This window comes from Microtetraspora sp. NBRC 16547 (genome assembly GCF_030268965.1).
GTDB lineage: Bacteria > Actinomycetota > Actinomycetes > Streptosporangiales > Streptosporangiaceae > Microtetraspora.
Genome location: NZ_BSSE01000003.1, coordinates 405,049 through 425,806, shown reverse-complemented (window position 1 = coordinate 425,806; position 20,758 = coordinate 405,049). Strand labels below are relative to the sequence as shown.

18 protein-coding genes are annotated in these 20,758 nt (G+C 71.2%); 1 reads left to right on the top strand and 17 read right to left on the bottom strand.

Annotated features, from left to right (window positions below; translation table 11 throughout):
* Positions 1-90 precede the first annotated feature (90 nt).
* The 4 genes from pyk to gltB form a co-directional block, all read right to left on the bottom strand.
* Positions 91-1,521: a pyruvate kinase gene (gene pyk, locus QSK17_RS07250; protein WP_285703664.1), complete on the bottom strand. Its 1,431-nt coding sequence runs from the start codon at positions 1,519-1,521 to the stop codon at positions 91-93.
* Positions 1,522-1,733: 212 nt separating this feature from the next.
* Positions 1,734-3,470: a S8 family peptidase gene (locus tag QSK17_RS07245; RefSeq protein ID WP_285703661.1), complete on the bottom strand. Its 1,737-nt coding sequence runs from the start codon at positions 3,468-3,470 to the stop codon at positions 1,734-1,736.
* Positions 3,471-3,697: 227 nt separating this feature from the next.
* The gene (locus QSK17_RS07240; protein ID WP_285703660.1) at positions 3,698-5,164 is read right to left on the bottom strand and encodes a glutamate synthase subunit beta; all 1,467 of its coding nucleotides are present in this window, start codon (positions 5,162-5,164) and stop codon (positions 3,698-3,700) included.
* Positions 5,165-5,236: 72 nt separating this feature from the next.
* Entirely contained in the window at positions 5,237-9,778 is a 4,542-nt protein-coding gene (gltB, locus tag QSK17_RS07235) for a glutamate synthase large subunit (protein ID WP_285703659.1), read from the bottom strand.
* A gap of 403 nt (positions 9,779-10,181) precedes the next feature.
* On the opposite strand from gltB, the gene QSK17_RS07230 reads away from it, so the two are divergent.
* On the top strand, positions 10,182-10,355 hold the full coding sequence (locus QSK17_RS07230; RefSeq protein ID WP_285703658.1) for a hypothetical protein: 174 nt from the start codon (positions 10,182-10,184) through the stop codon (positions 10,353-10,355).
* Positions 10,356-10,376: 21 nt separating this feature from the next.
* Here QSK17_RS07230 and QSK17_RS07225 read toward each other — a convergent pair whose 3' ends face one another.
* From QSK17_RS07225 to QSK17_RS07165, 13 genes are all read right to left on the bottom strand, one after another.
* Positions 10,377-11,276 carry a hypothetical protein gene (locus tag QSK17_RS07225; protein WP_285703657.1) on the bottom strand — a complete coding sequence of 300 codons (900 nt, stop codon included), beginning with the start codon at positions 11,274-11,276 and terminating at the stop codon, positions 10,377-10,379.
* Positions 11,273-11,989: a VIT1/CCC1 transporter family protein gene (locus tag QSK17_RS07220; protein ID WP_285703656.1), complete on the bottom strand. Its 717-nt coding sequence runs from the start codon at positions 11,987-11,989 to the stop codon at positions 11,273-11,275. Before QSK17_RS07220 ends, QSK17_RS07225 begins: the two co-directional genes overlap by 4 nt.
* Positions 11,986-13,059: a prolipoprotein diacylglyceryl transferase gene (lgt, locus tag QSK17_RS07215; RefSeq protein ID WP_285703655.1), complete on the bottom strand. Its 1,074-nt coding sequence runs from the start codon at positions 13,057-13,059 to the stop codon at positions 11,986-11,988. Before lgt ends, QSK17_RS07220 begins: the two co-directional genes overlap by 4 nt.
* Positions 13,060-13,142: 83 nt before the next feature.
* Positions 13,143-13,904, bottom strand: a complete 762-nt coding sequence (locus tag QSK17_RS07210) for a DsbA family protein (protein ID WP_285703654.1) — start codon at positions 13,902-13,904, stop codon at positions 13,143-13,145.
* A gap of 10 nt (positions 13,905-13,914) precedes the next feature.
* Complete coding sequence (locus QSK17_RS07205; RefSeq protein ID WP_285703653.1) at positions 13,915-14,418, bottom strand: DoxX family protein; 504 nt, start codon at positions 14,416-14,418, stop codon at positions 13,915-13,917.
* A gap of 293 nt (positions 14,419-14,711) precedes the next feature.
* Positions 14,712-15,506 (bottom strand): tryptophan synthase subunit alpha, encoded by a 795-nt coding sequence (gene trpA, locus QSK17_RS07200; RefSeq protein ID WP_285703652.1) that lies wholly within the window; start codon positions 15,504-15,506, stop codon positions 14,712-14,714.
* A 115-nt stretch (positions 15,507-15,621) separates the two neighbouring features.
* On the bottom strand, positions 15,622-16,845 hold the full coding sequence (trpB, locus tag QSK17_RS07195) for a tryptophan synthase subunit beta (RefSeq protein ID WP_285703729.1): 1,224 nt from the start codon (positions 16,843-16,845) through the stop codon (positions 15,622-15,624).
* Between the two features lie 17 nt (positions 16,846-16,862).
* Positions 16,863-17,675 (bottom strand): indole-3-glycerol phosphate synthase TrpC, encoded by an 813-nt coding sequence (gene trpC, locus QSK17_RS07190; protein ID WP_285703651.1) that lies wholly within the window; start codon positions 17,673-17,675, stop codon positions 16,863-16,865.
* Positions 17,676-17,843: 168 nt separating this feature from the next.
* Positions 17,844-18,275 carry a DUF2752 domain-containing protein gene (locus QSK17_RS07185; RefSeq protein ID WP_285703650.1) on the bottom strand — a complete coding sequence of 144 codons (432 nt, stop codon included), beginning with the start codon at positions 18,273-18,275 and terminating at the stop codon, positions 17,844-17,846.
* A 5-nt stretch (positions 18,276-18,280) separates the two neighbouring features.
* A complete protein-coding gene (locus QSK17_RS07180) occupies positions 18,281-18,691 on the bottom strand; it encodes a CD225/dispanin family protein (protein ID WP_285703649.1) in 411 nt (136 codons plus the stop codon).
* A gap of 142 nt (positions 18,692-18,833) precedes the next feature.
* On the bottom strand, positions 18,834-19,547 hold the full coding sequence (locus tag QSK17_RS07175; RefSeq protein ID WP_285703648.1) for a TIGR02234 family membrane protein: 714 nt from the start codon (positions 19,545-19,547) through the stop codon (positions 18,834-18,836).
* Entirely contained in the window at positions 19,544-19,933 is a 390-nt protein-coding gene (gene hisI, locus QSK17_RS07170; protein ID WP_285703647.1) for a phosphoribosyl-AMP cyclohydrolase, read from the bottom strand. The genes QSK17_RS07175 and hisI overlap by 4 nt, the downstream gene beginning before the upstream one ends.
* Positions 19,934-19,963: 30 nt before the next feature.
* Positions 19,964-20,755, bottom strand: a complete 792-nt coding sequence (locus tag QSK17_RS07165) for a cache domain-containing protein (protein ID WP_285703646.1) — start codon at positions 20,753-20,755, stop codon at positions 19,964-19,966.
* Between the last annotated feature and the right edge of the window lie 3 nt (positions 20,756-20,758).

The window sequence follows — 20,758 nt, the reverse complement described above, 5'->3', positions numbered from 1 at the left end:
ACGCCCCTCGCCCGCGCCGGGCCCGGTCCCATACGACGACGACCCGGCGGCCGGGAGGCCACCGGGTCACGTGCCTGTCCGGGGCGCCGGTCAGCGCGGGTGGGCGACCGCGGCGCCGATGGTGTGCACGCGGAGGAAGTTGGTCGAGCCCGGGGTCCCGGCCGGGGAGCCCGCCACGATCACGATCTTGTCGCCCTTCTCGAAGTCGCCGAGCGTGAGCAGAGACGCCTCCACCTGGCGGACCATGTCGTCGGTGTGGTGCACGAACGGCACCTCGAAGGTCTCGACGCCCCAGGTCAGCGCGAGCTGGCCGCGGACCTGCGGGTTGGAGGTGAAGGCGAGCAGCGGGATCGGCGAGCGGTAACGCGCCAACCGCCGCGCGGTCTCGCCCGACATGGTGAACGCGACGAGAGCCTTGGCGCCGACGATCGCGCCGACCTCGGCCGCGGCGCGGGCGATGGCTCCGCCGGTGGTCTCGGGCCGCCGCTCCAGGGTGTGGGTGGCGTGCAGCGTGGCGCTCTCGGCGGCGGTGGCGATGCGGTCCATGGTGGAGACCGCCTCGACGGGATAGTTGCCGACCGACGTCTCGCCGGAGAGCATCACCGCGTCGGCGCCGTCCATGACGGCGTACGCGACGTCGGAGGCCTCGGCCCGGGTCGGCCGGGGCGCGCTCATCATGGAGTCGAGCATCTGGGTGGCGACGATGACCGGGTGGGCCTTGTCGCGGCACAGCTCGATGATGCGGCGCTGGACGATCGGCACCTGCTCGAGCGGGAGCTCGACGCCGAGGTCGCCGCGGGCGACCATGACGCCGTCGAAGGCGTCGACGATCTCCTCCAGGCAGGCGACCGCCTGCGGCTTCTCGATCTTGGCCAGCAGCGGGAGGTGCACGCCCTCCTCTTCCATGATCCCGCGCACGATGTCGGCGTCGCGAGGCGAGCGCACGAAGGACAGCGCGATCATGTCGAAGCCGGTGCGCAACGCCCAGCGCAGGTCCGTCTCGTCCTTCTCGGTGAGCGCGGGCGCGCTGACCGCGACGCCGGGGAGGTTGAGCCCCTTGTTGTCGGAGATCATGCCGCCGATGACGACGCGGGTGGTCACGCGCGGGCCGTCCACGTCGGTCACCTCCAGATGGAGGCGGCCGTCGTCGACGAGGATCGTGTCGCCCGGCTTCACGTCGCCGGGCAGCCCGGCGTAGGTGGTGGAGACGATGTCACGGTCGCCGGGCACGTCCTCGGTCGTGATCGTGAAGACGTCGCCGAAGCCGAGCCGCACCGGACCCGACGCGAAGCGGCCGACGCGGATCTTGGGTCCCTGGAGGTCGGCGAGCACGCCTACGGCACGTCCCACCTCGTCGGAGGCGGCCCTGACCCGGTCCAACACCTCCTTGTGCAGCTCGTGGCTGCCGTGCGAGAGGTTGAACCTGGCCACGTCCATGCCGGCGGCGATGAGCTCGTGCAGTCGCTCCGGCGAGGAGGTGGCGGGGCCAAGGGTGCAGACGATCTTTGCTCGACGACTCACGGTCCTAGCCTAATTGGTACAGACCACTTGATAGTGACGGCACATGGAGCTGTGGCCAAATTGTCAATGACGTAACGCGCTCACCTGGGTGTCCCCCGTCGCCCCGCGTACGGAGCGGTGCGGGACCCGTCGCCCGCCGTCGCGGCGCCGCCCGGCGTGGCACGTGCGCAGCACAGAGTACCCAATCGCCCGGGCCGCAACCCGGTTTTCCGTCAGCGTGTGTACGTAGCGGCGCGCGAGGCGCTGACGACGCCGTGGCCGTAGAAGCCGTTGCGCCCCGCGCCCCCCTCGCAGGTCTGGACGTTGTTCTGGCCGTACTTGTACGTGCGAGGCTCGGGGCAGGACTTCCGCACCGCGGTGGCGTACAGGATCCGCTCGACCTCGGCGGGGTCCATCTGGAGGCCGCCCTTGCCCGGCTTGCCGAAGCGGCCGATGATGATCGCGGCGACGCCGGTGGCGTGCGGCGCGGCCATGGAGGTGCCCTCGAGGTACTGGTAGTAGGCGCAGACCCCGTGCTGGCACTCCCGGATCACGGACGGGTCCTGGGGCATCCCGCGCCTGTCGATGAGGCCCTTCTTTCGCAGCGGGCCGGCGGGGACGGCGGCGAGGACCTCCCTGCGCACTCCCTTGAGCTGGGCGTCCTTGGCGAACAGGTCGCCGCCGGGCGCGGCGACGTCGGTCTGCTCGATGCCGTAGTCGGAGTAGGACGCCTTGCGCTCGGTGGGGCCGACCGCGGAGACCGAGATCACGCCCTCCAGCTCGGCCGGCACGTTGATGCAGGTGTTGTCGACCTTCCGCTCGTGCTCGGCGCCGAGCGGGTAATTGGGGCTCGCGATGTCCTTGACCGGATGGCCGAGGTCGATGCCGCTGTTGCCGATGGCAGTGATCAGGGTGACGCCGTGCCCGCGCGCGTAGGCCACGGCGCGGCGCATGCCCTCGATGATGCCGCGCTGTTCGAGCCGCTCCGCGGGCGAGTCCTGCGGGTTGTTCGTGCAGTTGAACGTCCAGGGGTCCACGTAGAAGCTCATGTTGACCACCGCGATGCCGTTGTCGGCGGCGTAGGCCAGGGCCTCCAGCGTGGGCTTGAGGAAGAAGAAGCCGGAGTCGGTGCCCGCGCGGAGGTTGACCAGCGACACCTCGGGGGCGACCCCGCCGACGCCGATGCCGTTGAGCGGCGAGCCGATCGTGCTGGCGACGTGCGTGCCGTGGCCGTCGTCGTCCACGTCCACGGGGTCCTTGCAGTTCTGGTACTCGCAGGGGCCGTCGAAGGTCCTGCCGTTCGGGTCCTTGGGCCGGTCGGTGACGAAGTTGCGGCTCAGCGCGCGGTTGAAATTGGGCGCGATGTCGGGGTGCTTTCCGTCGATCCCGGTGTCGATGACACCGACGAGCACCTGGCGGCCCCTGGCCGTGGCATACGACCCGTCCGCGGTCGCGCCGATCATCTTCATGTCCCACTGGCGGTCGGAGAGCGGCTCCGGCTGCGTAGCCGCACGGGACGCGGTCCGTACCCCGACGGCCCCGGCGGTCCCGGCGGCCCGCCCCGAGCGGGGGGCCGCAACGGGGAGGGCGGCGGCCTCGCCGATCCGGCGGTCGACGGTGACGCCGACGACCGCGGGGCTCGCGCCGACCTTCTCGGGAGCGGGGGTCCGGGCCAGGAGGTAGCCGAGCCGCGGATCTCCTCCCGTGACGACGCCACCGCTGTCCGTGACGGCACGCGCCGCCGCCTCCCGGGCGCCCTCGGTGTAGAAGACGAGGTACTCCCCCATCTGTCCGGCCGAGGGGTGTCCCGCGGCGGTCGCCGTGTGCTCCCCCGTATGAAGCGGCACGGTCGGCCGCGCGTCACCGGTCCGCGGGTCCGCCCCCGAAGGCGCCGAACACGCCGTGCCCGCCACCGTGCCCGCCAGCGTCACAGAAAGGACCGCGGCGGCGAGACGTCCCCGTACGTTCAACGACCCCTCCTCGTTCCTTCCCATGTTCCTGCCCGTGTTCCTGCCCATGTTCCGGCCCGCGCGACCGGGCGGGGGCCTGACAGCGAGAGCACACCATCGACCATACTGGGATACTTTCCCGTTTTGTCCGGTTTTCGCCAGCGGCGGGCGCGAAGGAGCGGCTCCGGCCCACAACAATAGACGTGATCACGCGGCCGACCGCGTGATCACGCCTGTTCGTACGGGCCTCAGAGCAGCGGACGCGCCGTCGGAGGGATGGCGACCGGCAGGGCGGTGCGCCCGGCGAGGTACTCGTCGACCGCGGCGGCGGCCGAACGGCCCTCGGCGATCGCCCAGACGATCAGCGACTGGCCGCGGCCCATGTCGCCCGCGGCGAAGACGCCGTCCACGGCGGTCTCGTACGAGGCGCCGCGGGCCACGTTGCCGCGCGCGTCGAAGAAGTCACGCGAGGCGAGCGCGGCGAGGCCGGTGAGCAGCGGACCCTTCTCCGGGCCGAGGAAACCCATCGCCAGGGTCACCAGCTCAGCGGGGATCTTCCGCTCGCTGCCCGGGATCGGCGCGAAACCGGCCGCCGGGCCCTCGACGTCGACCAGGCGCAGGGCCCGGACGTGGCCGTCCTCGTCGCCGAGGAACTCGGTGGTGGAGGCGGCGTAGACCCGGTCGCCCGCGCCCGCCTCCAGCTCCTCGTGCGCGCTCTCCATCTTGAACAGCATCGGGTACGTCGGCCACGGCTGGGAGCCGGGGCGGGCCGCCGGCGGCCTCGGCATGATCTCCAGCTGGGTGACCGAGGCGGCCCCCTGCCGGATCGCCGTGCCGACGCAGTCGGCGCCCGTGTCGCCGCCGCCGATCACGACGACGTGCCTGTCCTTGGCCGAGATCGGCGACTCGGCCAGGTCCCGGTTCGCGGGCGGGAGATACTCCATGGCCTGGTGGACGCCCTTGAGGTCGCGACCGGGCACCGGCAGGTCGCGCCAGGCGGTGGCCCCGCCCGCCAGCACGATCGCGTCGAACTCCTCGCGGAGCTCGTCGGCCGAGACGTCCACGCCGACGTTCACCCCGGTGCGGAACTCGGTCCCCTCGGCCTTCATCTGCTCCAGACGGCGGTCGAGGTGCCGCTTCTCCATCTTGAACTCGGGGATCCCGTAGCGGAGCAGGCCGCCGATCCGGTCCGCCCGCTCGAACACGACCACGTCGTGCCCGGCGCGGGTGAGCTGCTGGGCGGCGGCCAGCCCGGCCGGGCCCGAACCCACCACGGCGACGCGCTTGCCGGTCTTCGCCTCCGGAGGCTGGGGGGTGACCCAGCCCTCCGCGAAGGCGCGCTCGATGATCTCGACCTCGACCCGCTTGATCGCGACGGGGTCGGCGTTGATGCCGAGGACGCAGGCCGCCTCACACGGGGCCGGGCACAGGCGCCCGGTGAACTCCGGGAAGTTGTTGGTGGCGTGCAGCCGCTCGACCGCGTCCCGCCAGTCGTCCCGGTACACCAGGTCGTTCCACTCGGGGATGAGGTTCCCGAGCGGGCAGCCGTTGTGGCAGAACGGGATGCCGCAGTCCATGCAGCGCGAAGCCTGCTTGGTCAGCGCGGGCTTGGGGAAGTCCTCGTAGACCTCCCGCCAGTCGCGGATGCGCACGTCGACCGGGCGGCGCGCCGGCAGCTCGCGGTCGTGCGTGAGGAAACCCTTCGGGTCAGCCATCGGTGTACCCCCCTTATCCGTGTGCGGTGGTTGTGTCGCAGCCCATGACGGCCTGGCCGTTGATCACCGGCGTCACCCCTGTGCTGCGGCCATGACGGCCTCGTCGATGTCGCGGCCTTCGACGCGGGCGGCCTCGGCGGCCTGGAGCACCCGCTTGTAGTCGGTCGGCATGACCTTGCCGAACCGCTCCAGGGCGGCGTCCCAGTCGGCCAGCAGCGCCTTGGCGACGGCCGATCCGGTCTCCGCGAGGTGCCGGCCCACGATCTCCCTGAGGAACTCGGCGTCCTCCTCGGTCAACGGCTCGATCGCGACCATCTCGCGGTTGACCCGCTCGGCGTTGAGGTCGAGCACGTACGCGACGCCGCCGGACATGCCGGCCGCGAAGTTGCGGCCGGTCGGCCCGAGGACGACGGCCCGGCCTCCGGTCATGTACTCGCAGCCGTGGTCGCCGACGCCCTCGACGACGGCGGTCGCGCCGGAGTTGCGCACGCAGAACCGCTCGCCCACAATGCCCCGGACGAACACCTCGCCGGAGGTGGCTCCGTAGAGCCCGACGTTGCCGGAGACGACCTGGGTCTCGGCCGCGAACGGCGCGTCCGCGTGCGGCCGCACGACCAGCCGGCCGCCGGACAGGCCCTTGCCGAGGTAGTCGTTGGCGTCGCCGTTGAGCCGCAGCGTGATGCCGCGCGGCACGAAGGCGCCGAACGAGTTGCCCGCGGAACCGGTGAAGGACACGTCGATCGTGCCGTCGGGCAGGCCCGCGCCGCCGTAGCGCCTGGTCACCTCGTGGCCGAGCATGGTGCCGACCGTGCGGTTGACGTTGCGGATGGGCAGCTCGAGCGTGACCCGGTCGCCGTACTCCAGCGCACCCTCGGCGAGTTGGATGAGCGTGTTGTCCAGGGCCCGGTCGAGGCCGTGGTCCTGCCCGACGACCCTGCGCCGCGGGGTGCCCTCGGGCAGCTCCGGCTGGTGCAGGATCGGCGCCAGGTCCAGGCCCGCGGCCTTCCAGTGGTCGACCGCCTCGGTGGTGTCGAGCCTCTCGACATGGCCGACGGCCTCGTCGAGCGTGCGGAAGCCGAGCTGGGCGAGGTACTCGCGGACCTCCTGCGCGATGAACTCGAAGAAGTTCACCACGAACTCGGGCTTGCCGCTGAAGCGCTTGCGCAGCTCCGGGTTCTGCGTGGCGACGCCGACCGGGCAGGTGTCCAGGTGGCAGACCCGCATCATGACGCAGCCGGACACGACGAGGGGCGCGGTGGCGAAGCCGAACTCCTCGGCGCCGAGCAGCGCGGCGACGATCACGTCACGGCCGGTCTTGAGCTGGCCGTCGGCCTGGACGACGATGCGGTCGCGCAGGCCGTTGAGCAGCAGGGTCTGCTGGGTCTCGGCCAGGCCGAGCTCCCACGGCGTCCCCGCGTGCTTGACCGACGTCAGCGGCGAGGCGCCGGTGCCGCCGTCGTGACCGGAGATCAGCACGACGTCGGCGTGCGCCTTGGACACGCCCGCGGCCACGGTGCCGACCCCGACCTCGGACACCAGCTTCACGTGCACGCGGGCCCGCGGGTTGGCGTTCTTGAGGTCGTGGATGAGCTGGGCCAGGTCCTCGATCGAGTAGATGTCGTGGTGCGGCGGCGGCGAGATGAGGCCGACGCCGGGCGTGGAGTGCCGGGTCTTGGCGATCCACGGGTAGACCTTGTGGCCGGGAAGCTGGCCGCCCTCGCCGGGCTTGGCGCCCTGGGCCATCTTGATCTGCAGGTCGTCGGCGTTCACCAGGTACTCGCTGGTCACGCCGAAGCGGCCCGAGGCCACCTGCTTGACCGCGCTGCGCCGCGCCGGGTCGTACAACCTCTGGGGTTCCTCGCCGCCCTCACCGGTGTTGGACTTGGCGCCCAGCCGGTTCATGGCGATGGCGATGGTCTCGTGCGCCTCCAGAGAGATCGAGCCATACGACATGGCGCCGGTGGAGAACCGCTTGACGATCGACTCGACCGGCTCCACCTCCTCGATCGGCACGGGAGTGCCCGGACGCAGCCGGAACAGACCGCGCAGTGTCATGAGCCGCTCGGACTGGCCGTCGACCAGAGAGGTGTACTCCTTGAAGATCTCGTACCGCCGGGTGCGGGTGGCGTGCTGGAGCTTGAAGACGGTCGTCGGGTTGAACAGGTGCGGCTCGCCCTCGCGACGCCACTGGTACTCGCCGCCGACATCAAGGCGCCGGTGCGCGTTCTCCGCGCGCGGATAGGCCCGCTGGTGCCGCTCGAACGACTCGCGAGCGAGCACGTCGAAGCCGACGCCGCCCAGCCGGGAGGTGGTCCCGGTGAAGCACTCGTCGATGACCTCGGCGCCCAGGCCGAGCGCCTCGAAGATCTGCGCGCCGGTGTAGGAGGCGACCGTGGACACGCCCATCTTGGACATGACCTTCAGGACGCCCTTGCCGTACGCCTTGATGAGGTGGCGCACGGCCGCCCGCGGCTCGATCCCGGCGATTTGCCTGGTCCCGACCATGTCCTCGACGGTCTCGATCGCGAGGTACGGGTTGACGGCGCTGGCGCCGTACCCGACGAGGAGGGCCATGTGGTGGCACTCGCGGGCCTCGCCGGTCTCGACGACCAGGCCGACGCGGGTTCGGGTCTTCTCCCGGATGAGGTGGTGGTGCACCGCGCCGGTGAGCAGCAGCGACGGGATCGGCGCCTTCTCGCGGGAGGAGCCCCGGTCGGACAGCACGATGATCCGCGCGCCGTCCTGGATGGCCCGCGAGACCTCCTCGCGGATCTCCCGAAGCCGCCGCAGCAGCGCGTCACCGCCCCCGCCCACGTGGAACAGGCCCGAGACGACGTACGGCTGGAAGCCCGGCAGCGCGCCCTCGTCGTTGATGTGGACGATCTTGGCGAGCTCGTCGTTGTCGATCACGGGGTAGGGCAGCACGAGCCGGCGGCAGGAGGCCGGGCCCGGGTCGAGCAGGTTGCCCTCGGGGCCGATGGTCGACTGCAGCGAGGTGACGAGCTCCTCGCGGATGGCGTCCAGCGGCGGGTTGGTGACCTGGGCGAAGAGCTGGCTGAAGTAGTCGAAGAGCAGGCGCGGCTTCTCGCTCAGCACGGCGACGGGCGTGTCGGTGCCCATCGACCCGATCGGCTCGTAGCCGTGGCGGGCCATCGGCGCGAGGAGGATCCGCAGCTCTTCCTCGGTGTAGCCGAAGGTCTGCTGCCGCTTGACGAGGGCCTCGTGCGTCGGGTGCTCGTGCTCGCGCGCGGGCAGCTCCTCGAAGCGGACCAGCCCAGCGTGCAGCCACTCGGCGTACGGCTCGGCCGCGGCGAGCTCGGCCTTGATCTCGTCATCCTCGACGATCATGCCGCGGGCGGTGTCGACGAGGAACATCCTGCCGGGCTGGAGGCGGCCCTTGCGCACCACCTTCTCCTGCGGGATGTCGGCCAGGACGCCGGCCTCGGAGGCCAGCACCACCAGGCCGTCGTCGGTGACCCAGAACCGCCCGGGGCGCAGGCCGTTGCGGTCGAGCACGGCGCCGACGAGGGTGCCGTCGGAGAAGGTGATCGACGCGGGGCCGTCCCATGCCTCCATCAGGGTGGAGTGGAACTCGTAGAACGCCCGCCGCGCGGGGTCCATCTCGGTGTGGTTCTCCCACGCCTCCGGGATCATCATGAGCACGGCGTGCGGGAGCGACCGGCCACCGAGGTGGAGCAGTTCGAGCGTCTCGTCGAAGGACGCGGTGTCCGAGCCGTCGGGGTGACAGATCGGGAACAGCCGCTCCATGTCGCCGGGGATCAGACCGCTGGACAGCATCGCCTCGCGGGCGCGCATCCAGTTCCTGTTTCCCCTGACGGTGTTGATCTCACCGTTGTGGGCGATGTACCGGTAGGGGTGGGCGAGCGGCCACGACGGGAACGTGTTGGTGGAGAACCGCGAGTGGACCAGGGCGATCGCGGTGGCGTACCGCTCGTCGGACAGGTCGGGGAAGAACGCCTCAAGCTGCAGCGGGGTCAGCATGCCCTTGTAGACGACGGTGCGGCTGGACAGCGAGGCGAAGTAGACGTCGGCCTCGTGCTCGGCCCGCTTGCGGAAGGCGAACGCCAGCCGGTCGAGGGCGATGCCGGTCTCGCCGTCGGGAGAGGCGATGAAGAGCTGCTTGAAGTCCGGCATGACCGCGCGGGCGCCGGCCCCGGGAAGCGCGGCGTCGATCGGCACGTCACGCCAGCCCAGGACGGTGACGCCCTCCTCGGCGGCGATCTCCTCGATCAGGCGGACGGCCACGCCGCGCGCCTGCTCGTCGTGTGGAAGGAAGGCGAGACCGGCGGCGTACGCGCCCTCGGCGGGGAGGGGACTCCGCCATCCCAGCTCGGCCACGACCGCGCGGAAGAACGCGTCCGGGACCTGCGTCAGGATGCCGGCTCCGTCGCCGGTGTCCGGCTCGCTGCCACTCGCCCCCCGGTGATCGAGGTTGCGGATCGCGGTCAGGGCCTTCGCGACGATGTCATGGCCGCGGCGTCCGGCGACGTCCGCCAGCATGGCGACACCGCAGGCGTCGTGCTCGTTCGCGGGGTCGTACAGGCCCTGAGGCTGGGGAAAGCCTCCAGGATGGCCGAAGCGGGCAGCAGGCATGAATCCCTCCCGTCGTCATCTTCTGCTCGAAACAGAGGGACGACGTTGGCCCTGCTGCAGTTATAGGTGCGTAAAGGCTACCGCATCCTGCCCGATTAGTCCCAACCAGGTCCGCTTCGCGCAGCTTTCCGGTCTCGGAGTGGGGTGACGGCGGGCACCGGACACACCCGGGAAGACCGCCTCGTCGCGGCCTGTGGAGCCGCCTCGTCGCGGCCTGTGGAGCCGCCTCGTCGCGGCCTGTGGAGCCGCCTCGTCGCGGCCCGCACCCGAACGCCGCGGCCCCGCTCCCCCTTGAGCGCCGCGGCGAGCACGCACATCCGGGCTGTCCGGCTCGCACACTACAACACCATGATTCATACCCATATTTCGGCATCCGGCATGGATGCATAGGCATTGCAGCGATATGTCATTAATTGGGGGCTTCATGGGCCGGGACGGCGCGGGCGGCCAGTTCGCCTTCGGGGACGACGAGTTCGGGGCGGGCTTCGGTTGTGTCGCCAACCGGGTGATCGGCCATGGCGAAGCGCGCGCCAACCGGCTCGTCGCGGCGGTAGGGGGGTGCCTGGCCGACGGGTGAGCCGTCGAACGCCCCGGCGGCCTATTGGGACGCCGGAGAGGGCGAAGCCGAGGGCGACGACGACGCGTCCGCCGGAGCGGGCTCCGCCGGCTGGGCCGTCTCCTCCCCCGGTGCGGGCTTGACGGTGATCGTGGGAACACCGGCGACCGCGACGACCCGCTTGTAGATCGCCCGCTCGACCTCGCGTACGGCCAGGCCGAGCGTCACGAAGTCATCTCCAGGGCCCGGCTCGGCGCCGTCGGTGCGGCCGATCCAGACCAGGCCGACGTAGTGGCCCATCGCCTGGCCGCTGGACTCGGTGTAGCCGGTGAACTTGGCCTTGGCCGACTCGATCGGCAGCACCCAGCCGCCGAGGTGGAGCGCTTTCAGTTGCTCCACCAGACCGTCGGCCGCCGTGACGTCCGCGAGGTTGAGCATGGCGTATTGGGCGACGTACGCACCGTCGGCGCTGGTGTAGAGACCGCGCGCGATCTGCGTGCATCCGGCCTTGGACAGCTCCTCGACCAGATCGGCGCCCCACACGGCCTCGCGGCACCCCGGGTCGAGGTGGAAGCCGACCCGCCTGAGGGTGATCTTCCCGGCCGTCACAGTGCGTGCCCCAAACAGCTCCTTCGGAGTGAGGGGCTGAGCGTCGGCCTTGCGGTAGGCGATGGGCGCGAACTGCTTCAGCGACCGCCAGGCCTGGTACTCGGCGGGCCGGATCCCCCCGAGGGATCCGGCGCCCGCCCGCGCGGGCGGGACGTCACCGGCCCCGATCATGTTGACCACGAAGGTCAGGACGAGAGCGGAGGCGATGAGCGCCACCGCGGATCCGACACCGATGACGATCCGCTGCTTGGTGACGCTCATCCCGAGCTCGGCCAGGGTGTCGCTGGTCCAGCGTTCCGATGACGCTGTTGAACGACGCTTGCGCTTCGTCACAGACCGCTTGCTCCGACCGCCGTCCCGAGGCCCCAGGTGAGAGCCGCCGCCACCGCGCCGACCAGGAGCTGGCGCAGCCCGCTGTACCACCACGTGCGCGCCGTCACCCGGGACACCACCGCGCCCGCGCCGAACAGCGCCACCGTCGACGCGATCACCGACACCAACAGCCCCTGCACGCCCAGCAGGTACGGCAGGAGCGGGATCAGGGCGCCCACGGTGAAGGACAGGAACGAGGACACCGCGGCGAGCAGGGGCGAGGGCAGGTCGTGGAGGTCCACGCCCAACTCGGCCTGCGCGTGCACCTCCAGCGCGCTCTGCGGGTTCCTGGAGATCTGCCGGGCGACCTCTCTGGCCGTCTCCGGATCGACCCCGCGCTGCACGTAGAGCTGCGCGAGCTCGTCCTCCTCGGCCTGCGGGTTGCGTTCGAGCTCGCGGCGCTCGATGTCGATCTCCGCCTGGGCCAGCTCACTCTGGCTGGCGACCGAAACGTACTCGCCGCCCGCCATGGAAAAGGCTCCGGCCGCGAGCCCGGCCACCCCGGCGAGCGCGATGATCTTGGTGTCGGCCGTGCCGCCCGCCACGCCCGCGATGAGGGCGAAGTTGGAGACGAGGCCGTCCATCGCCCCGAACACCGCGGGACGCAGCCAGCCGCCGTTGACGTCCCGGTGTTGGTGGTGGATCTCGGCGCGAACCCCCGAATCGGCGCTCATCGCCGGCTCCCTCCCTGATCCGGCGCGACGAACGTCTCGCCGGAAGGATCGGAGCCGGCCGCGCCACCGCCCGTGCCCTCGCCCGTGCCCTCGGTCGTGCCGTCATCCGCGGCACCGCCGGGGACGCCGCCGCCGGAACCGCCGCCCGCGGCGTCCGCCTCGGCCTCGGCCCCGGACTCGTCCGGATCGGCCTGATCCTGGGGATGCGCGGGGTCGGCGTGGCCGTCGGTCGGGCCGTCATCCGCGCCCGGCTCGGCCCCGAGGGGCTCCTCGCCGGTCTTGTTACGGGTGAGCCAGAAGTAGGCGATCGCCAAGACGAAGATCACCACAGAGGTCCACTGGTTCAGCCGGAGCCCGAGGATCTGGTGGGCGGGGTCGACCCGCATGCCCTCGATCCAGAACCGGCCGAGCGTGTAGCCCGCGACGTACAGCGAGAAGAGGCGGCCGTGGCGGAGGGCGAACCGCCTGCCCGCGAGCACCAGCAGCCCCGCGAGAGCGAGGTCCCACAGCGACTCGTAGAGGAAGGTCGGGTGGTAGGTGTCGATGCCGGGAACCGTGCCGGGACGGCCCGGCTCGATCTCCAGGCCCCACGGCAGCGTGGTCGGGCCGCCGAACAGCTCCTGGTTGAAGTAGTTGCCCCAGCGGCCGATGGCCTGGGCCACCGCGATGGCCGGGGCGAGGGTGTCCGCGACCGCCGAGAACGAGATGCCCCGGCGGCGGCAGGCGATCCACACCCCGAGGGCGCCGAGGGCGATCGCCCCCCAGATGCCGAGGCCGCCCTTCCAGATGAAGAGGGCGTCGATCGGCCGGTTGGGCGCCTCGGAACCGAAGTAGAGCTGCCAGTCGGTGATGACGTGGTAGAGCCGCCCGCCGACGAGGCCGAACGGGACGGCCCAGACGGCGAGGTCGGTGATCGCTCCCGGCTCGCCGCCACGGGCGCGCCAGCGGCGCTCCCCTATCCAGACGGCGACGATGACGCCGAGCACGATGCACAGCGCGTACGCCCGGATGGGGAGCGGTCCGAGGTTCCAGACCCCTTGAGACGGGCTGGGAATCGAGGCGAGGGGCATGTCAGTGGACGTTACCGTAGACTAGCCCGCCCCGACGCAACGCTGTGGAGAACGGGCCACGGGGATCCCGGGCCCGATCTGTCCTACTTGGCGCCTGCGGCATCGAGGATCTCCTTGCGCAGCGCGCTCGGCACGAAGGTCGTGTTGATGTCGATCTGGGTGCCGTTGAGCTTGAGCGTCGGCGTCCCCTCGAGCTTCTGGTCCGTCATCGTCTTCGTGGAGTACTGCTCGTGGGCCGCGGTCTGCTTCTGCTCCTTGACGCAGCTCTCGAAGCCGGGCGCCGTGACGCCGACGTCCTGGCCCCACTTCACCAGTTCGTCGACCTTGAAGCCACCCTCGACGGTCTCGCCGGGCTGCTCCTTGAAGATCTTGTCGTGGAAGGCGAGCCACTGCTTGCCGTCGGGCACGCAGCGGAGCGCGGAGGCAGCACGCAGGGAGTTCGAGCGGGTCGGCTCCTGCGAGAAGATCGTGAGCGGGTGGTAGACGACCTTGACCTTGCCCTCGGCGGCGAGGTTCTTGATGGTCGGCCCGCTGACCTCCTCAAGCTGCTTGCAGACCGGGCACTGCGGGTCCTCGTAGACGTCCAGCACCGGCGCGGTGACACCGTCCTTGGCCATCACGACGGAACCGTCGCTCTGCACCGTCACGGGGGCGAGCCCCCCGGCGACAGTCTCCGATTTGGTCTGCTGCGCGGCGTACCACCAGCCGCCGCCGATCACGGCCAGCACGACTACCACGACAGTGATGATGGTGGCTAGACGCTTGCGTTGCTCCTGCTTGCGCTGGGCTTCACGTTGCGCCGCGATGCGCTCTCGCACCGAAGCGTCCCTCGCCGCCTTGCTCATGGGTCTCTCCCTATGCGTTGGGCTCGTCGCCCTGGAATATGTCGCCTTCCGGCTGATGCGGCTCGCGTGACCCGGACAGACCGAGTGCGGAGTCCATCGCGAGGCGGCCCGGTGGGCGGATGAAGATCCACGCGGCGACGATCACCAGACCGAAGTCACGAAGGATCTCCCAGAAATAGTTGGGATCCTGACCCGCGCCCAGCTCGCCCCCGCCGCCGAAGCAGCCGCAGTCGATCCGCAGGCCGCGTGCCCACGCGGAGGCGATGCCGACGACGAACGCCAGCATGAGCAGCCCGGCGACCACGGCCGAGACCCTGGTCAGCAGACCGACCGCCAGCAGCACGCCAATGACGATCTCAAGGATGGGCAGGCCGTACCCGATGGCGGTGGCCAGCGAGTCCGGCAGGAGCTGGTAGGCCTTGACTGCCTGCACTGAGAGCGCGGGTGCGCCGATCTTGAGTCCGCCCGCGACGATCAGCACCGCCCCGAGGACCAGCCGAGCAGCGGTCGTCACCCAGGGTAACGCGGGATGTTCGGCTCGCGATCGATCCGGTGCGGCCTTCTCATAAGTCAACACCATCGTCTCCTGGCGGGGTGAGCATCGTTGCCGTCACGATGTCTGGCCGCGACTCGGAAAGCCGCGGCCACGTTCTCTGCAGATTACTTGGAGCCCACCACATCATGGACGGCATAAGCATCGGTTAAGCGCGCGGCCCCCCTGTTGAGGCGGCCCCAGCCGGCCCCGCCGGCCCCTGCTCGCCGGCCCCTGCTCACCGGTCCTCACCCGACCGTGGCGGGCTCGACCGGTCAGCGGCGGACGCCCGCGGCGAGCTCGGCCGCGAGCTCGCGCACCGACGCGAGCCCGGACGCCTCGTCCGGGGCGTCGAGGAGGCGGCGGATGAACGCCGAACCGACGATCACTCCGTCGGCGTAGGCGGCCACCTCGGCGGCCTGCGCGCCGGTGCCGACGCCGAGGCCGACGCAGACGGGCAGGGAGGTGTGCTGGCGGGTCCGGGCGACCAGGCCCTCGGCGGCGGAGCCGACCGAATCGCGCGCGCCCGTGACGCCCATCAGGGACGCGGCGTACACGAAGCCGGTGCAGATCTTGGCCACCTTGCCGATCCGGTCCTCGGTCGAGCTGGGCGCCACCAGGAACACGGTGTCGATGCCGGCGTCCTTGCTCTCCTGGAGCCACGTGCCGGACTCCTCCGGCGTGAGGTCCGGGGTGATCGTCCCGACGCCGCCGGCGTTCGCCAGGTCGCGCGCGAAGCGGGCCGCGCCGTACCTGTCGATCGGGTTCCAGTACGTCATGACGAGGGTCGCGGCGCCGGTCTTGGCGACGCCCTCGACGGTGCGCATCACGTCGGCGATGCGGGTGCCGTTGGCCAGGGAGCGGTGGACCGCGTCCTGGATGGTGGGGCCGTCCATCAGCGGGTCGGAGTACGGCAGGCCGATCTCGATCACGTCGCACCCGGCCTCCACCATGGCGGTGGCGGCGGCGACGGCCCCGTCCTTGGTGGGGAAACCGGCCGGCAGGTAGCCGACGAGGGCGGCCCGGTTCTCGGCACGCGCCTTCGAGAAGACCGTCTGAAGAGTCGTCATCGGATTTCCGTTCGTCTGGGTCGGATCCACCTCGCCCTGCGTGGGGGCCGCCGTTCACCGCTCCCGCCGTCGCCGGCTCGGCTCCCTGCCGCGCTGGAGGGTCGGCTTGGTCGGCTTAGAGGTTGAAGTACTTCATCGCGGTGCCCATGTCCTTGTCGCCGCGGCCGGAGAGGTTCACCAGGATGGTGGCCTCGGGGCCGAGCTCACGCCCGAGCTTCAGCGCGCCGGCGAGGGCGTGCGAGGACTCGATCGCCGGGATGATGCCCTCGGTGCGGGCCAGCAGGGCGAACGCCTCCATCGCCTCGGCGTCGGTGATGCCGTGGTAGACGGCCCGGCCGGAGTCCTTCAACCAGGCGTGCTCGGGGCCCACGCCGGGGTAGTCGAGGCCGGCCGAGATGGAGTGGGACTCGATCGTCTGGCCCTCCTCGTCCTGCAGGACGTAGGTGCGCGCGCCGTGCAGCACGCCGACCGACCCCGCGGTGAGGGTGAGGGCGTGCTCGCCCGTCTCCAGCCCGTGCCCGCCGGCCTCGTAGCCGTGGAGCTGGACCCCCTCGTCACCGATGAAGGCGTGGAAGATGCCGATCGCGTTGGAACCGCCGCCGACCGCCGCGCACACCGCGTCGGGCAGGGCGCCGGTCAGCTCGATCACCTGGCGGCGGGCCTCGACGCCGATGATCCGGGCGAAGTCGCGGACGATCTCGGGGAACGGGTGCGGCCCGGCGACCGTGCCGAACAGGTAGTGCGTGCGGTCGACGTTGGTGACCCAGTCGCGGAACGCCTCGTTGATGGCGTCCTTGAGGGTCTGGCTGCCGTTGGTGACCGGCACGACGGTCGCGCCGAGGAGCTTCATCCGCGCGACGTTGAGCGCCTGGCGCTCGCAGTCGACGGCGCCCATGTAGATCACGCATTCCAGGCCGAGCAGCGCGGCGGCGGTCGCGGTGGCGACGCCGTGCTGGCCCGCCCCGGTCTCGGCGATCACCCGCGTCTTGCCCAGGCGCCGTGTCAGCAGGGCCTGCCCGAGCACGTTGTTGATCTTGTGAGCGCCGGTGTGAGTGAGGTCCTCGCGCTTGAGGATGATCCGGGCGCCGCCCGCGTGCGTCGCGAACCTCGGCACCTCGGTGATCGTGGTCGGCCGGCCCGCGTACGTGCGCAGCAGGTGGTCGAACTCGCGGAGGAACTCCTCGTCGTTCTTGGCCTTCTCGTATTCCGCGGCCACCTCGTCCAACGCCGGGATCAGGGCCTCGGGCACGAACCGACCGCCGAAGACGCCGAACTTGCCGTTGCCGTCCGGGTCGTCACCGTAGACGCCGTTGCCGGCGAGGTCCGCCGCGGTGAGGATGGGTCCTTCTGTCAGACTCACGACTGCCTCTCCTGCCGTGACGATGGGTGGGCGCCGGCGGTCACCAGGTCGTTCACGGCGGCCCTGGGGTCCTTGCCCGTGACCAGGCTCTCGCCGACCAGCACCGCGTCCGCCCCGGCCCGCGCGTACGCGAGCAGATCGTGCGGGCCGCGCACGCCCGACTCGGCGATCTTGATGATGCCCTCGGGGATCTTGGGCGCGATCTTTGCGAAGACGTCCCGGTCGACTTCCAGGGTCTTGAGGTTGCGCGCGTTGACGCCGATGATCTTGGCTCCCGCGGCGAGCGCGCGGTCGAGCTCCTCCTCGGTGTGCACCTCGACCAGCGCGGCCAGGCCGATCGACTCGGCTCGCTCGATGAGCGAGACCAGCGCGTTCTGGTCCAGGGCGGCCACGATCAGCAGCGCGATGTCCGCGCCGTACGCCCGGGCCTCCCAAAGCTGGTAGGAGGTGACGATGAAGTCCTTGCGCAGGATGGGGATGTCCACGGCGGACCGGACCGAGGCCAGGTCCTCCAGGGTGCCGCCGAACCTGCGCCGCTCGGTCAGCACGCTGATCACGTGCGCGCCGCCGGCCTCGTAGTCCGCGGCCAGGGCGGCGGGGTCGGCGATGGCGGCGAGCGCGCCCTTGGACGGGCTCGAACGCTTCACCTCGGCGATCACCGAGACCTTGTCGCCGCCGAGCGCGGCGTAGGCGTCCTTCGCCGCCGGCGCGCGTCCGGCGCGCTCTTTGAGAAGCTCGATCGGCACGGCCTTCTGCCGGGCCTCCAGGTCCTCACGGACACCGACGATGATCTCGTCGAGAACGCTCATGAGCCCTCCTCGCCATCGGCTCGGAGCCCGCATGAGTGAACACTGCCGCGCAAACCTGTTCGCTCGCTACGCTCGCTCACGAGAAGCGGTCCCTCCGGTCGCTGCTGTCGCTACCTTGCCCTGCCGATGCTATCGGCCTCGCCGGGGCCGCTCGGCCATCGGGTGTCGTCAGGGTGCCAGGACGCGGCCGAATGGGAGGTTCCGCACCACCCAATAAACGATCACGAGGGCGAGGAAGGCCCACAGATATATGGGCCGCGCCAAGGTGGTGCGCACGGGCCGCCCCTGCCACGAGCGCAGCGTCCAGCGCCCCCACCAGAACAGCAGGAACGGGACGGTGGCCATCGCGAGCGGGTTGAACCCGAGGGCCGTGAGCGGGTCGGCGTGGGCGAGCGCGTGCATCGCGCGCAGCGTGCCGCAGCCGGGACAGTAGAGCCCGGTCAGGAAGAGGAAGGGGCACGTCGGGTAGTGCCCGGGCTGGTTGGGGTCCACGGAGCCCACGAACGCGAAGGCCGCGCCGGTGACCGCCGCGACGCCGAGCGGCGCGAGCACCGACCGAATCCGGTCCGCGCCGCGCCGCTCACGCGTTGTCGCCGTCATGGCCCTCAGTATGACGAGCTGCTCATGCTGGCGCTGAACACGCCCAGCACGACGACGAGAACGATGTACAGCACGAGGAGGACGGCGGCCGTGATCATGGATGCGATCCACCACTTCTTGGCCGACTCCGAAGCGGCCATGGCGCCCTGGAAGTCACCCATCGCCCACTTCGAGTTGACCTGGGTCGCGAAGACGATCGACACGACACCCAGCGGGAGGCAGCACAGGACCGTGGTGATGATGGCCATCACGAGGTGGTTGTTCGGCGGGGTCGGCGCGCCGCCGTACCCGCCGGGCGGCGGGTACCCACCGCCGGGCGGCGGATAGCCGCCGTCACCGGGAGGCGGACCGTACCCGCCACCAGGCGGCTGGGCCCCGTAGCCCCCCGTGTCGCCCGGCTGGTTTCCGTAGCTCATTTAATGACTCCTAATTGGTCATGAGTTGCGGTCGGGAAGCTTAGCGACATATGAGACGAACGTTCGTTGGTTATCCAGTTCGTGGACAACTTGTGATGTTGTCGCAAAGGCGGAAACCACCACGTCATGTGATGGTTTTCCACTATTTTCTGTCATTTCCAGAATGATCATCGTGATCGAGTGTGGGATCGGTGCCGTCGTCGATCGCGTCCCACAACGCGCGATCGCCCGTGACCTTCCGTCCTGGCCGGCCCGGCCGTTCCGGCCGCCCGCCGGCCCCGGCGCGACCCGCGCCGCCCGGCCGGCGCTCGTACTTGCCCGACATGCCCGGCCAGCCGCCGCCGAGCAGCACGGCCACCACGCCGCCCGCGGCGAGCACGCCCCCGCCGGCGACCCCGGCCCACGGCCACGCCGACACCGTGACGTGCGCCGCCTGCCCGGCGAGGGAGCGCATGCTCTCGGCGTGCTCGATCGCCCTGGCGGGCAGCCGCGACGGCCAGGCCAGAGCGGCGACCGCGGCGCCGCACACGGCCAGCACCACACCGACGAGGCGGCGCCACACGCCTCTGGTCGCGAAGACCGCGAGGACCGCCGCCAGGGCGGCCAGCGCGAGAGGCGTCAGGCCGGGGACGGCGTCGCCGCCGTTCACCGGGACGGGCGCGCCGCCCGCGCCTCCATAGTCCACGACCGCCCACTCGCGGCCCGCGGCCAGGAGCACCAGGCCCGCGCCGGCCGCGCAGCCGATCAGCCACGCCGCCAGCGAGCTCCGTGCCGTACGCGGGCGGGAAGCGGGAGCGGCCAGTCCTGCCCCGGGCATCCCGGCGGCGGGGCCTCCGGCGCCTGCGGGCGACGTCATGACCGGTCGCCGTCCCGCGCCGCCGCGCCGTCGTCGTCACGTCCCTGGACGACGTCGAGGAACCCGGCGTCGAAGCAGGTGCGGTCACCGGTGTGGCAGGCGGCGCCCACCTGGTCGACCTTCAGCAGGATCGTGTCGCCGTCGCAGTCGAGGCTCGCCGACCTCACCCACTGGACGTTCCCGGAGGTGTCGCCCTTGATCCAGTACTCCCCCCGGCTGCGCGACCAGTACGTCGCGCGGCCCGTGGTGAGCGTGCGGTGCAGCGCCTTGTCGTCCATCCAGGCGAGCATCAGCACCTCTCCGGTGTCGTGCTGCTGGACGATGGCGGGCACCAGCCCGTCCTGAGTGCGCTTGAGCCGCGCGGCGATCTTCGGGTCGAGGGCCATGCGCCAATTCTGCCGCAGGCGGGCGACGGTCTACCGGCCGGTGCCCTCGACGAGCGACAGCGGCAGGCCCGGCACCGGGCGCACGGCGAAGCCCTCGGCCCCCCGGTAGACGGACCCGGCGATCCACCGGGCGGTGTTGGAGGCGACCACGCGTCCCTGGGTGTTGACCAGGAGCGCCGGGACGGGGACGTCCCTGAGCGCGGGGACCACGGCGGCCTGGAAACGGCGTACGAAGACGTCGGCGGCGGCCACCCCGAGGAACACGCCGTCCAGCGTCACCGGCACCGACAGGGTGAGGCTGTACTCGTCGGTGCACAGATAGTCGACGTACGGCCCGCAGATCGTGCGTTCCACGCCCGACTCCGGTCCGGTGTACCAGTCCCAGTGGGTGTAGTCGTAGAACGCGCTGCTCGACGGGTCGAGGTCGCGCAGGAGCTGCACCGGCGTCCCTGTGGGGTTCTCCTGCCACCACTCCAGATACCAGGGCGCGTCGGCGAGGAGCCCGGGAGCGGCGATGAACCCGATCCCCGCGATGATGGCGCCGAGATGGCCGAACAGCAGGGGGCGCAGCGCGGCGAGGTCGTCGCTGGCCAGCCCGCGCCCGTTCCGTCGTACGGCACGGGCCCGGCCCGCGGTCGCCGCGCGCACGTCGCCGAGGGCCGTGAAGACCTCCTCGGCGGTGTCGCGCACCCGCGCCAGGACTCCGGCGACGGACACGGCGGTCGCGGCGCTCGTGGCGCTCGTGGCGGTCACGGCAGTCGCGGCGGGACGGGCGCCCGGCGGCGCGCTGTCCGACAGCACCGTGTCCGACCTTGTGATCATTGT

Excerpts from the sequence above, each read along its gene's own strand:
- lgt (WP_285703655.1), bottom strand. The coding sequence starts at position 13,059 with ATGCCCCTCGCCTCGATTCCCAGCCCGTCTCAAGGGGTCTGGAACCTC.
- trpA (WP_285703652.1), bottom strand. The coding sequence starts at position 15,506 with ATGACGACTCTTCAGACGGTCTTCTCGAAGGCGCGTGCCGAGAACCGG.
- QSK17_RS07210 (WP_285703654.1), bottom strand. The coding sequence starts at position 13,904 with ATGAGCAAGGCGGCGAGGGACGCTTCGGTGCGAGAGCGCATCGCGGCG.
- trpC (WP_285703651.1), bottom strand. The coding sequence starts at position 17,675 with ATGAGCGTTCTCGACGAGATCATCGTCGGTGTCCGTGAGGACCTGGAG.
- QSK17_RS07180 (WP_285703649.1), bottom strand. The coding sequence starts at position 18,691 with ATGAGCTACGGAAACCAGCCGGGCGACACGGGGGGCTACGGGGCCCAG.
- QSK17_RS07165 (WP_285703646.1), bottom strand. The coding sequence starts at position 20,755 with ATGATCACAAGGTCGGACACGGTGCTGTCGGACAGCGCGCCGCCGGGC.
- QSK17_RS07175 (WP_285703648.1), bottom strand. The coding sequence starts at position 19,547 with ATGACGTCGCCCGCAGGCGCCGGAGGCCCCGCCGCCGGGATGCCCGGG.
- QSK17_RS07240 (WP_285703660.1), bottom strand. The coding sequence starts at position 5,164 with ATGGCTGACCCGAAGGGTTTCCTCACGCACGACCGCGAGCTGCCGGCG.
- gltB (WP_285703659.1), bottom strand. The coding sequence starts at position 9,778 with ATGCCTGCTGCCCGCTTCGGCCATCCTGGAGGCTTTCCCCAGCCTCAG.
- QSK17_RS07230 (WP_285703658.1), top strand. The coding sequence starts at position 10,182 with ATGTCATTAATTGGGGGCTTCATGGGCCGGGACGGCGCGGGCGGCCAG.
- QSK17_RS07185 (WP_285703650.1), bottom strand. The coding sequence starts at position 18,275 with ATGACGGCGACAACGCGTGAGCGGCGCGGCGCGGACCGGATTCGGTCG.
- hisI (WP_285703647.1), bottom strand. The coding sequence starts at position 19,933 with ATGGCCCTCGACCCGAAGATCGCCGCGCGGCTCAAGCGCACTCAGGAC.
- QSK17_RS07220 (WP_285703656.1), bottom strand. The coding sequence starts at position 11,989 with ATGAGCGCCGATTCGGGGGTTCGCGCCGAGATCCACCACCAACACCGG.